An 11,544-nucleotide genomic window follows, 5' to 3' on the forward strand; every position below is an offset into this window, starting at 1 on the left:
GCATGTACCCGGACGCGGCACCCCACTGGACAGCCACCGACTACACCCCCAGAGCCTCACGCAGGCGGCCACGCGACGCCGGCCCAACCGCACGCTCAATACGCACATCCAGCTCGCCGATAATCGAGTTGCTCGAGTCCACGAGCGTGACCTTCTCAGGCCACGGCCGGGACATTGCCGCCAGCTGCTCCTGCGTAAAAACAGCCTCCGGCTTACCGGTAGCATTGAGCGTTGTTGTCAGGCCCGGCTGCAGCCAGCCGCCGGAATCGTACTTGAAGACACCCGCCGAGGGGCTGCCCCATATCGGCCGCTCGACCACTGACAGGCCAGCGCGCGGGGCCTCAACCATCATTCCTCGCCCGGACGCGATAGCGACGTGATAAGCGCCGCCACGCCCCACGGCGCCGCCCCAGAACAGCAGGTTCCCGGGCGTGTTGCGGTCACCAGGAGTGGAGGCCGCCTGGAAGCTGGACGCGGTGTGCCTGGGCACATTCTTGCCCATCTGCCGCAGCGCCCAGACGATCAGGCCCGAGCAGTCCACACCCCCGGGAACGTTGACGCCGCCCCACACATACGGGGTGCCGATTGCCTTCCGCGCCATGTCGACCAGGCCGGACGCCGACATCGTGGCGGTCTTCTTCTTCAGCCAGTCGCCGACCCCGCTAATAATCTTGCCGGGAATTGCCTTGCCGATATCCCAGAATGCGCCGGAGTCGAGGAATCCGCCCAGCATGGCGTCGACAGGCGCCTGCACGAGGGTTTTGACGGCCCCCAGCGGGTCAGTGATTATGTCCGCGACCGCGGACGCACTGTTCTTCAGCCAGTCGAGGCCGCCCGCGACGCCGCTCTTGACCTTGCCCCAGATGCCGCCGAGCGCGAAGGCGGTCTGCCCGCCGCGCCGGCCGGCGCCGATGTCGCCGCCGGGAATGCGGCCGCCGCGCGATGCGGCCCGGTTCATCACGTCGACCGCCGCGGGGCCGCCTACGGCGCGCACCCACTCCGGCCGCATGATCGCCTCACCACCGGACAGGGCGAGCACGCCGCCGCCGTCCGGGGAGATGAAATGGTAGACGTCCCGGCCTGGCGTGTAGCCGGGCAGGACACCACCGGACGCGTAGCCGGAGATCTTGCTGATCGTCGGCATCCGCAGCGAAAGGCCGAGCTTCGACATGATATTGTCGACAAGCTTCTTGATGCCGTCAGTGTAGACGGTACCGATAACGAAGTTAATTGGCCTAGCGGCCTTAGCCTTAATCTTATTGAATGCGTCGCCGACGGTGTCCTTCATCTTCTGGAAGGCATCACCAATCTTATTAGCAACATTCGCGATCTTCGGCTTTACCGTATTGTCGAAGAAGTTCGCCAGCGTATTCATCTTGCCCGTGATCCAGTCCGCCACGGGCCGGACCGCCTTGTCCCACAGCCAAGTGAAAATATTGCCGATGACGCGGACAGCCGCCGAAATCAGCTTCGACGCGACGTTAATCGCGGGCACCAGTGCGGCCGACACCACGTTAATCACACTGGTGACGACCTTGATAACCCCGTTGATGACCTTCACCAGCGTGGGCAGGACCGCCTGCGACACCTTGACGACCACCGACACGACCGCGCCCAGGATCTTCCCGAGCGCAGGCAGGACCTGCCGGGCCATGTTCCCGATAGTGACGAGCATTTTCGCTAGCACCGGGGCGATAGCCTGGATCGCCGACTGGAGCGGCGGCATCAGCCCTTTCACGAGCTGCTCGAAGATCGGCGCGATGATCTTAATCGCGTCCACGAAGATCCCGGCGATCACGTCAATAACCGGCACGAGCGCCGCCGCCACCGTGCGGACAATACTCGCGAGCGCGGGCAGCACAGTCCGGGCAATATTGGTGATCGTCGGCAGGATTGCCGCGAGCGCCTGGCTGATCGCCCCGATAATCGTTGTCGCGATGGGTGTCACAGCCACCGCTACCGTGCGTAGCACGTTGGCGAGCAGCGGCAGGACGGTGGCGGCCATCTGCGACAGGAGCGGCGCCACCTGGTTGATGGCCTTGCCTAGGCTGTCGCCCATGGTGCGGGCGACGGTCCCGAGCGCGTCGCTGAGGCCCTTAAGCGCGGTCTGTGTGCCGGAGCCCGAAATCGCCTTCTGCAGGCCGGAGAACGCGCCGGTGATGGCGTCCCGGAGGGTCTGGCTGCTGGCGACCATGCTGCCGAAGAGGCCAATGACGACGCCGACGGGCCCGGTCAGCCCGGAGAACAGGCCGCCGACCACGGGGATCTGAGCCAGGAGGGGGCCGAGGGCGCCAGCGACGCCGCCGATCACCGGCGCGAGGCCGCCAATGGTCGCACCGATCCCCTCGAACCCACCGTCCTTCTTCGCCGCTGTTATAGCGTCGGCGATCTTGCTGCCGAGCCCGACAATGCCGGACGTGGCCGCATTGATCTTCGCGCTGATCTCGTCGACACCGATTGCCTCGATAACCGACGCAATAGCCTTAACGATGCGGTTTCGCGCGTTCTGGAACGCGGTGCCGATTCCCGCGGTCGCGGTGATTGCCTGGTCGTGAAAACTGGCGAGACCGTCAAGCCCCTCACCATCAAGCTTCACCAGCGCATCGTTAAACTGCTCGAAGGTGACGTTGCCATTCTGCATGGCGTCGTACAGTTCGCTACTGTTGGCTGCCGCGCCGAGCAGGCTCTTTGCAATCTGGTCGAGCTGGCCCGGCATCGCCGACTGGAGGGACCGCCAGGCCGCCATGTCGACCTTGCCGACGGCGAGCATCTGCCGGTACTGCTCCATCGCGTTCTCGGCCAGCGTCGCGGAGGCGCCGCCTGCCAGGAGCGCATCGTTGAGTGCGAGGGCGACATCGGTCGCAGACTCCAGCGACCCAGTGAGCGGGGCGAGTCCCTTGACGGTCTGCGCTACCGCCTGCGTGGAGGTGGGCAGCCCGTCCAGGGAGGAGCTGATCCGGTCGATCTGCTCCCTGGCCTCATCGGCGGAGTAGCCGATATTGGCCATCACCTTGGGGAAATTGTTGAGCATGTCGGCGCGCTCGATGGCGCCGCCCAGGTTCGCGGAGATCACCCCAGCGAGCCCGGCCACGGCCACGCCGGCCGCACGGACACCGACGCCGATTGCGCCGCTGATCGCCGACCCGACCTTCCCGGCCACGTTCGCGGCGACGTTGACGGCCCCGGACAGGCCGGTGGACAGGACACGGCCCACGCTGGAGCCGACGTTGCCGAACGCCGCCGTGATCTTCCCGGGGATGGCCTGCACGGGGCGGGCATCTTGGCCCACGCCGACGACCAGGACGCCCCGATCTGGGACAGGGCGTTGCCGACGACGGCCCGGGTCGCCTGCATGTTCGCGCCGACATAGCTGGTGATCGGGGAGACCGCCTGCCGTACCTTCGTGATGGTGGAGTAGGCGTCAGCGTAGATGCGGGTGCCGGTGTTCTTGGCGGCCCCCGCCACCGTGTTAAAGGCTTTGGACGCGGCCGTGGACACTGGGGTAAACGCCTGCGCCACCCGGGCCAGGGCGCCGGACAGGCCGGTCGTGATGCTGGCACTCACGCCGCGGACGGCGCCGGTGATAGAGCCGACCGCGCCAGTCGCGACCCGCCGGGTCGCCGCGAAGCCCGCCTGCACCTTGCCCAGACCAGGGATCATCCGCGCCAGGACAGTACTGGTGCCCTGCCAGGACTTGGACACGTACCCGGCGGCCTCACCGGCGATCCGCCGGGTGGATGCCATGGCCTTCCCCACCAGCTCCACCGACTGGCGGGCGCCCCGGAAACCGGCGGCGATCTTGCTGCCGAGGCTCGCGACCGCCTTGGGGATGCCGGCGGCCTTGGACAGGGCCGTACTGATTCCGGCGACCACCTGGTCTCCGACCTGCCGCCCGGCCTGCCGGGTGGCTGCCCCCCGTAGCCCCTTGGCGATGGCCTCGGGGCGCCGCGTAGGGACGGCACCAGGGAGACGTAGACGGACGCGAGCTCTACGGATTCGGTAGCGGCCTCGGCCATGTGCGCCTCCCTGGTGCTGTCTCTGTGGAGTTATTCGGTGGCCGCCGCCTGGGCGGCCTGCTTGCGGCGCCGCTCGGCGGCCCGCGCTTTGAGCCGGTCGACCCGCGACCGCTCGTACTCGGCCTGCGCCTCCGCCCGGTCCAGCCATCCGGGCTCGGGCGGTTTCGCCTCCGGCTGCCCCGGATTCGTCCGCGCGAACAGGCTGGCGATCAGGTCGCGGAGGGCGTGGATCTCCTGGTGGATGGCGCGCGTGGTGTCATCCCACGCGAGGTCACCGCCCATGCGCCGATGCAGCGTGGCCCCGGGCGGCAGCCCCTCTATGAGGACCATGCACCTGCGCGGCGACAGGAGCCCCCTATACAGGTCCAGTAGGTCCACACCGTAGTAGCGGAGCAGGTCCGCTTCGATGGCCTGCCCCTGCTCGGCGAGGAGCTGGGGCAGGCGGACTAGTTTCCCGCGCCCACGGCCTGGGACAGCTCGATGATGATGGCCGTCACTGCTGTGGTGCGTAGGCGGCCGTCGTCGTCGCGGGCGTCGTCGAGCACGGCCCGGCGGGTGGGCTCATCGGGGATGAGCGCCTCCATCAGAGGCCCCGGGAACCCCTGCCGCAGGGCCTCGAAAGCGTCGTAGTCGTCGAGCCGGTCAGGGTCGATGTCGAGGGTGCGGCCGCGGAACTCGACGGTCGAGTGCTTGCCGGTCGCCTCGCCCTTGGCTAGCCGGTCCTGCGGGGCCCTGCGGGCGCGTGCGGCAGCAGACGGCTTCTTAGGTTCTGTCATGGGTCAGTCCTCCCTGGTGATGCGGTCCTCACGGTGATGGGGTGGCCTCGTGGCCGCCGGGGAGGACCGTCCGGCGGCCACGAGGAGTCAGTCACGCGCCCCGCGGCTTGAAGTTCGGGTCGTCGGTCACGAGGATGACGTCCTCGGTGAAGGTGCCGGTGATCGTGTAGGCGGTGTCCTGCGTGCCGGACAGGGTGAAGTCGGAGCGCTCGCCGATCTCGTACTTCGGGCACGCCCACACGTAGGTGTGGCCGTTGGCCTTCGCGGAGATGACGATCGCCACCTCGGTGATGTCGTTGGCGGCGGAGAGCACGTGCCGGCTCACACCGCCGGTCTCGCTGGACTCCTTGATCTGCCACTGCAGGCCCAGGGTCTGCAGGTTGGACTGCAAGGCGACGAAGCTGAAGTCGACGGAGGATTCGGTCATCCTGGTCTTGTAGACGCGGTTGCCCTGGTGCCCGCGCCGCTTCTCCACGCTGTCGGACGGGGTGAAAACCTGCGTGTCCTGGCCGATCCAGCCGACCTCCACGAAGGCCGGGTCCATCTTGTCGATGGAGGTAGGCATGGGGGTGCCGACCGGGGCGAGAGCGACGAAATCATCGTCGCTGCCGAACTGGAGTACCTGCTCGGCGTTCAATAGTGCGTAGGTCATGGAAGTGTCTCCTGCTTGTTGTGGGGGTGGTGTTGCTTGTTGCTGTGTGGTGTGGCGGCCTTCTCGCCGTCGGCGGCGGGCGGGGCGTCGACTGCCTGCCCGGCACGGAGCAGCCGCAGCCGCTCCGACTCATGGGTGACAGCCACAACCCGGCCGATGGCGTCCACCCCGAGCGGCCGGCCGTCGACCTGGCACGGGGCAGTAATCCTCATCAGAGTCACGTAGCCTCCTCGTCGATGAGCTGGTGGCGGACCCGGATGGTCCACCGGTAGCGCCGGTACCCGGCCAGCGCGGGCGGCTCACGGGACGGCCCCGCATACTCGCTTCGGCCGATCACGCGCACACCCCCGACGGTCGGCGGCAGGTGGCGGAGCACGTGGTCGCGCACCGTGTCGGCGAGCCGCCACGCGTCCGCGTCCCCGCGGCTGGACCACGCCTCCACGGTGATGGTCGGCTCGTCGTAGGCGAGCCCGCCCGCCCCGCCGACCCGCTCTAGGTACAGGTACCGGTCGGGCCGCGGGTTGGGGTGCTCGCCCGCCCACGCCGGCACCCCAGTTAGGGCCTCCAGGTGGGCGCGCAGCCGGTCCAGGAAATCGGGGGGCGGGGTCACCGGCCGGCCCCCACAGCCTTGATGAGCACGTTGTCGTCGGCCTGCCTGCGGCGCCCCACAGGGTCACTGGTGCGGACCTGCGCGCCGTACCGGTTGACTCGCTGGGGGCGTCGGCGGGTGTGGAATCCGGGGCCGGCTGCCTGCGCGATGCGGGCTGCCCGCTCGTCGATGATCGCCTGGACCTTCGGGTGGTTGAGCACGGCCCGGACACCCGGACCGGACATGACCACCTTGACACCGTCACTCATTGGGCGTGCCCCCATCTGCGGCAGGAGACCTGGATATTGGATACGGCCCCGGTCGGGGACGTGTTGGCGGCGGGCTCGCCGACGATCACCCAGTCGGTCCCGGGATCGTCGGGGAACCGGAGCCTGCACGCCCCGGTAACCGGCGCGCCGGGGTTGAGGTACACGGTGCGGGTGCCGAGGATCGTATCCAGCCCATCCGAGGAGGATTGGGCGGGCGCCCCCATCTCCCAGATGCACGGCACCATGGCCTCGGTGGTGGTGCCCCAGTCGAGCACCTCGTGGCCCCGCTCGATGCGGGTTCCCGGCGTGACGATGGTGACCCGCTGGCGGGCGAACGACGGCAACATGCGTGGCCTCCTCTATGCCCAGTTTTGGAGCCGGTATGGGGCGAGCGCCTGCATGTCCTCCCCGGTCATGGTGAGGCCGGACCGCCCCCAGGTGACGGAGACCTGCCCGGCCTGCTCGCGGGTGGCCCCCATGGGGGACGCGAGCACGGCCAGCACCTGGGCGGTGACGACGCCGGCCAGTGGCGGGCACGTCTCCCACCCGTGCCGCACCGCCACCTGGACGGCGCGGAATCGGTCTGGGAAGCGGCCGCGGCGGAGCCGGATCATGCCCGCCCCGGACCAGTCCCACAGGGCCGGGTCCACTACCTCGCCGTCGACGGTCAGGTCGGCGGCGGACAGGAGCCTGCCGGTGGGCAGGCTGAGTGACTGGCCGCCCTCGCCGTCGAGGAGCATGGTCTCCTCGACGACGGGGGCGATGTGCCAGCCCGCCCACGCCCTCGCGGCTTCGGTGGCGGCGTCGAGGAGCACCTTGATGCGCGGGTCACCGTCTGCGACTTGCCCGCCGGATGCGGCGGCAATGTCTGCCGTGGTCAGGATTGGCGGCGCGCTCACAATGATGCCCCCTCGGCGACTACTGGTTGGTGGCGGTTGGGCGGCGACGGCGGGACGGCTTGACCGCCGCCTCCGGCTCGGGCTCCGCCTCCGGCTCGGGTGCGGCGGGCTCGGCCTGGTGCCGGCCGAGGCGCGCCTCGACGTCGACCAGGCCGAGCGCCTGCGCATCCTCCAGCCGGTACCGGACACCACCCACGGTGACCATTACGTGCCCAGCCATCAGGCTGCCTTGACCAGGCAGAGGCGGTTGGGCCGCCAAATGACCACGCCCGCACGCAGCTCAGCACGCACGTACACAAGGTTCCGCTGTGCGAAATCCTTGTGCTGGTTGAACGCGGTCACGGCAAGGCCCTCACGGTCGAGCAGCTGCACCTGCTTGAAGTCACCGACGAGCGCCTGACCGGCCGGGATCTTCTCCGACGCGATCACCGGCACACCCCACAGGGTGCCAGGGCCGGTACCGAAGGGACCCTGGCCGTAGAAGCGGCCGGTGGTGTCCTGCAGGAGGTCGATCTCCTCCTGGTCCTCCGGGTTGAGGAGGACGGCGGTGGTGACGCCGCCGACACGCTGCACGCGGCCCTTGGCGCGGCGCACGGCCTTGACCAGGCCCATCGTGTCGGCGCCGTCGGGGTTGACCTCCTGCACGCCACTGGTGGCGAGGATGCCGGTGGGCTCGCCGGTGCCGGTGCCGTTGAGCACCTTGTCCTCGATCACAGAGTCCAGGTTGTACGCCAAGCTGGTCTGCATGTAGGAGGCGAACGCGGGGCGTCGGAGAGCAGCTGGTTGGTGACGACGAAACCGTCCGCGAAGGTGTACGGGCGGGCGTCAGCCAGCGTGGTGGTCATGTCGGAGGTCGGCTTGAGGCCGTCATCCGCACTGGTGGCCTCCTCCACAATCGCCGCGTTGTTCGTGACGCCGGTGATCTGCACGTAGTCGAAGGGGCCGGACATGCGGCCGCGACCGATGACGTCGAGCAGGGTCAGCGGGCGGCGGTCCACCATGTCGACGGTCGGGTACCGGTCGACGGTCGGGTGGCTGATCGGGGTGCCGAGCACGGCCCCGTCGGCCTTCCTGTTGGCCAGGAAGTCGGCCATGTCGCCGATCTTGACGCGAGGCATCGACAGTGGGGTGCCCTCACCCAGGCCGGCCGGGTTCGCCTTGCGGAACGCCTGGTAGGCGTCGGAGCGGATGTACCGGTCGCCCAGGTCGCGGGCCTTGGTGCGAGTGTCCTCGCCGGGCTCGTAATCGTCGACGGCGTCGGCATCGTTGGTCTTGGCGATGGCGGCGAGGGCGGCCTTCGCATCCTTGGCGCCCGCGATACGGGCGTCCAGGGCCTTCACCTCGGCCACGGCGTCCTCCACGGCCTTGATCTGCTCGTCGGTGACGTCCGCGCCGGCGGAGGTCATGATGTTCTGCGCGTCCAGGGCGGCCTTGACGGCGGCCTCGCGCGCCTCGGTGAGCGTAGCCATCAGGCTGCGTCTCCCTTCTCCCCCACCGTGGTGAGGGCTCGTATCTGTTGGGTGAGTCGCGCGACGGCCTCCGCCCGCGACTGGGCCTTGCCGCCGCATGTGGCCTCGGCCCCTTCGCGGGTGTTGTCGTCGGCTGCCCCCTTCTCGGGGGTGGTCTGGTGGGCGAGGAGCGCCCGGACGGCCGCTACCTCTCCGGGCGTGAGGGCATCCGCGACGGCGGGGGTCTTCACGTCCTCAATGCTGGTGTCCTGGTTAGCGCCGACCGGCACCACGGACACCTCGTACAGCTTCAAATCGCGCAATTCGCGCGCCTCGCTGCCGTCGGAGAGTTGGATGGTGCCGGAGTCGCGGATGTCGAACGCAAAGCTCATCTGGGCGACGGCCCCGGCACGCAGTAGGTCGCGGACGCGCTGGGCCTTCGGAGCATCCGGGTAGAGGCGGGCGTCGACTTTCAGGCCGTGGTCGTCCTCCATGGCGGAGCGGAGGTCGCCGATGAAATAGTCGGGGTCGTCCATGCGGTGCCCCCACAGGACGGGGATCGGCCGCCCAGACTCCTCCCACTCCTTCAGCGTCTTCGCGAATGCGCCCTTTTTGACGACGTCGCCGTAGGAGTCGGGCTCCCGCGTGAACGTGGACGCGTAGCCGGTGAACCCGGGCTCGCCGCCACTATCTGTGCCGTCGGAGAGCTTGACCGGGACGGTAATGGTTTTCGTGAGCATACCTATGCCTGTCCTAGATGGTGAGGTTGACGGAGCAGTTGCAGCCGGCGCACTCGTCCGCGCCCAGGCTCGGATCACCCGGCCACGTCAACCCGTTAGAGAAGGTCTCGCCCTGGGGGACGGTCTCCCCGTCCAGGGCCGCATGAGACGGGCGCGGATTCGGGCCGGCAACCCAGGTTTTGGTGCCCTGCCCGGGGGCGGCCTGCCTGCCCGCTTCTAGGACCGCCCAGGCGACCATCGCGGCCGCGAATGCGTGCCCGCCCGCCCCCGTACGCTGTGCCTCGGCACGGTCAAACACCGTGGCGGGGTCGGTGTCGGCGGCGAGCGCCTGCTCGATCTGCGCCCGGGTGGCGTCGTTGACCCACTGTGCGCGGGCTCGGGTGACGGCTGCCAGGTAGGCGCGCGTCCGGGGCGTGGACCACACGCCGTCAGGGTCGAAGCCGAGCCGCTGGCACGTGTCCGGGCCGACCTCGGCGACGATCTCGGCGGCCAGGGCGTCTAGATCCTCGGCCAGCTCGCGGTTCCACCGGTCGGTGTCCCACCAGTCCGCTGCCTTAGCGCCGAGGGCGGACAGGACGGCTCGACGCTGCCGGGCGAAGTGGCGGGTGAGGACGGCGGCCGCCCGGTCGGGCCACTCGCCTTCCATGCCGCGGGCCTTCACCTCACGCCCGCCAGCCTTCACGGCCGGGGAGGGCGCCGCCGCCTGATTCTGTACCCCACTATCCGTGGGGGATGTCTGCCCGCCGACGAGCACGTTCAGCGGCGTCACCAGGTCATCCCCGCCGTCAATCGCCGGCAAGTTGGCCTTCGCCCTGGCCTCGTTGCGGGTCAGCCACGGCGCGCCGGTCGCGGTCTGCAGGTTGCGGGCCTGCTCCTCGAAGCTGCCGCGCAACTTGGCGTCAAGGTTGGCCTCAATGTAGAGGCGCCTGCCGTCGCTGTACCGGTCGGCGAGCGGGGAGAGAGCCTGCTCCCACACCGCAATGTAGGGGCCCAGGTAGTCGCGGTACAGGGACTCTCTCATTGACTCCATGTTGGAGTAGGTGCCCTGCCGGATACCGAGCAGCTCGGGCGCGATGTGGTAGGCGGTGCACACCTCCACGTCGGTCAGCTGCCGGGCCTCCAGGTCGTCAATATCGGTCGGCTTGTACGACCGGTCGTGCCACTCCATGCCATCGTCAAGCAGCGCCGTACCACCGGCACGCTCACCGTCCCGCTCCAGTGCGCGGAGCGACTCCAAGAAGTTGGCGCGGGCAGTACGCGACGGCCACGGAGTATCGCGGCCGACCCAGCCGGTGTGCCGGGCGGCGCGGCGCATCACGGTACGCCGGTACTCAACCGCCTCGGCGGCCTCCTCCAGGAGGGCCGTCAATGTGAGGATCGGTGAGGTGCCCCGCCCGGATGACTGGGCGTAGCCGACGTCGAGCAGGAAGTCGGCGGGGTCGAGGTCGCGGGTGGTGCCGTCACCACGGGTGACCCGTACCGCGGTCACGAGATCCAGGCCGTCAGTCCGGAGCCGGAACTTGCGGGGAGGGATCCGCACGAGCTGCGGCCCGTCCTCACCGTCGACGATCATTGCCGCCCACCGGTCATACAGCAGCCCGTCAATCAACAACCGCTCCCAGAACCGGCGGGGCGTCTGCCCCACCGCGTGGGAGGGGCGAGCCACCAGGGCGGCTAGGGCGCCGTCGGTGACGCGGGGCCGGTCCGTGTCAGACCGGCGCTCATACACGTGCAGCGGAATGCTGGCGATGTTGGCGGCGATGAACGACACCACCTTGCGGACCGCAGGCTGCCGCCGCCAAATACTAGCGATACTGGCGGCGCTGGTGCCGCCGTCGTAGTCAACGAGCGGGATACCCGGGTCGGCAACGTCGAGCACGGCGGCGTGCCGGTCACCCGTCACCGCCCCGGCCAGCTCCCCCAAAGACTGAAATACGGCCACGGGTCACACCACCTGCACGTAGGAGACAGGCAGCGGCACCACGAGCACGCCGTCAAGCGGCGCCTCCCGGCCCGCGACGGCCACGTGGGCGAGGACAAGGGCGTGCCGGGTGACAGCCTGCAGCTCACCGCGGGCGGCCTCCCCGTCCACGGGGACGACGACGGTCCGGCCCTCCCAGGCGCGCAGCGTCCTCCACACAGCAAATCACCCCTA

16 protein-coding genes are annotated in these 11,544 nt (G+C 69.1%); all 16 read right to left on the reverse strand.

Annotated elements, in window-relative coordinates; genetic code table 11:
- Nucleotides 1-40: 40 nt before the first annotated feature.
- Nucleotides 41-3,160, reverse strand: coding sequence for a tape measure protein (locus tag CWT12_RS12260; protein WP_337247930.1), 3,120 nt, complete (start codon nucleotides 3,158-3,160; stop codon nucleotides 41-43).
- The gene (locus CWT12_RS14175) at nucleotides 3,070-3,873 is read right to left on the reverse strand and encodes a hypothetical protein (RefSeq protein ID WP_237564196.1); all 804 of its coding nucleotides are present in this window, start codon (nucleotides 3,871-3,873) and stop codon (nucleotides 3,070-3,072) included. Before CWT12_RS14175 ends, CWT12_RS12260 begins: the two co-directional genes overlap by 91 nt.
- A 173-nt stretch (nucleotides 3,874-4,046) precedes the next feature.
- Nucleotides 4,047-4,298 carry a hypothetical protein gene (locus CWT12_RS12265; protein ID WP_237564197.1) on the reverse strand — a complete coding sequence of 84 codons (252 nt, stop codon included), beginning with the start codon at nucleotides 4,296-4,298 and terminating at the stop codon, nucleotides 4,047-4,049.
- A gap of 164 nt (nucleotides 4,299-4,462) precedes the next feature.
- Nucleotides 4,463-4,792 (reverse strand): hypothetical protein, encoded by a 330-nt coding sequence (locus tag CWT12_RS12270; RefSeq protein ID WP_161925029.1) that lies wholly within the window; start codon nucleotides 4,790-4,792, stop codon nucleotides 4,463-4,465.
- Between the two features lie 91 nt (nucleotides 4,793-4,883).
- Nucleotides 4,884-5,444 (reverse strand): phage tail tube protein, encoded by a 561-nt coding sequence (locus CWT12_RS12275; protein WP_161925030.1) that lies wholly within the window; start codon nucleotides 5,442-5,444, stop codon nucleotides 4,884-4,886.
- A complete protein-coding gene (locus CWT12_RS12280; RefSeq protein WP_161925031.1) occupies nucleotides 5,441-5,665 on the reverse strand; it encodes a hypothetical protein in 225 nt (74 codons plus the stop codon). Before CWT12_RS12280 ends, CWT12_RS12275 begins: the two co-directional genes overlap by 4 nt.
- Nucleotides 5,662-6,054 (reverse strand): hypothetical protein, encoded by a 393-nt coding sequence (locus tag CWT12_RS12285; protein WP_161925032.1) that lies wholly within the window; start codon nucleotides 6,052-6,054, stop codon nucleotides 5,662-5,664. Before CWT12_RS12285 ends, CWT12_RS12280 begins: the two co-directional genes overlap by 4 nt.
- Nucleotides 6,051-6,302, reverse strand: coding sequence for a hypothetical protein (locus CWT12_RS12290; RefSeq protein ID WP_161925033.1), 252 nt, complete (start codon nucleotides 6,300-6,302; stop codon nucleotides 6,051-6,053). Before CWT12_RS12290 ends, CWT12_RS12285 begins: the two co-directional genes overlap by 4 nt.
- Nucleotides 6,299-6,649, reverse strand: coding sequence for a hypothetical protein (locus tag CWT12_RS12295; RefSeq protein WP_161925034.1), 351 nt, complete (start codon nucleotides 6,647-6,649; stop codon nucleotides 6,299-6,301). Before CWT12_RS12295 ends, CWT12_RS12290 begins: the two co-directional genes overlap by 4 nt.
- Before the next feature lie 12 nt (nucleotides 6,650-6,661).
- The gene (locus CWT12_RS12300) at nucleotides 6,662-7,201 is read right to left on the reverse strand and encodes a hypothetical protein (RefSeq protein WP_161925035.1); all 540 of its coding nucleotides are present in this window, start codon (nucleotides 7,199-7,201) and stop codon (nucleotides 6,662-6,664) included.
- 19 nt (nucleotides 7,202-7,220) lie between these two features.
- Nucleotides 7,221-7,421, reverse strand: a complete 201-nt coding sequence (locus CWT12_RS12305) for a hypothetical protein (RefSeq protein ID WP_161925036.1) — start codon at nucleotides 7,419-7,421, stop codon at nucleotides 7,221-7,223.
- Nucleotides 7,421-7,915 carry a phage major capsid protein gene (locus tag CWT12_RS12310; RefSeq protein WP_237564198.1) on the reverse strand — a complete coding sequence of 165 codons (495 nt, stop codon included), beginning with the start codon at nucleotides 7,913-7,915 and terminating at the stop codon, nucleotides 7,421-7,423. The genes CWT12_RS12305 and CWT12_RS12310 overlap by 1 nt, the downstream gene beginning before the upstream one ends.
- The gene (locus CWT12_RS12315) at nucleotides 7,912-8,670 is read right to left on the reverse strand and encodes a hypothetical protein (RefSeq protein ID WP_161925038.1); all 759 of its coding nucleotides are present in this window, start codon (nucleotides 8,668-8,670) and stop codon (nucleotides 7,912-7,914) included. Before CWT12_RS12315 ends, CWT12_RS12310 begins: the two co-directional genes overlap by 4 nt.
- Nucleotides 8,670-9,389 (reverse strand): HK97 family phage prohead protease, encoded by a 720-nt coding sequence (locus CWT12_RS12320; protein ID WP_161925039.1) that lies wholly within the window; start codon nucleotides 9,387-9,389, stop codon nucleotides 8,670-8,672. Before CWT12_RS12320 ends, CWT12_RS12315 begins: the two co-directional genes overlap by 1 nt.
- Before the next feature lie 13 nt (nucleotides 9,390-9,402).
- Complete coding sequence (locus tag CWT12_RS12325; protein WP_161925040.1) at nucleotides 9,403-11,331, reverse strand: phage portal protein; 1,929 nt, start codon at nucleotides 11,329-11,331, stop codon at nucleotides 9,403-9,405.
- Between the two features lie 3 nt (nucleotides 11,332-11,334).
- Nucleotides 11,335-11,529, reverse strand: a complete 195-nt coding sequence (locus CWT12_RS12330) for a hypothetical protein (RefSeq protein ID WP_161925041.1) — start codon at nucleotides 11,527-11,529, stop codon at nucleotides 11,335-11,337.
- Between the last annotated feature and the right edge of the window lie 15 nt (nucleotides 11,530-11,544).

Origin of the sequence: Actinomyces sp. 432, assembly GCF_009930875.1 — a bacterium.
Classification (GTDB): Bacteria; Actinomycetota; Actinomycetes; order Actinomycetales; family Actinomycetaceae; genus Actinomyces.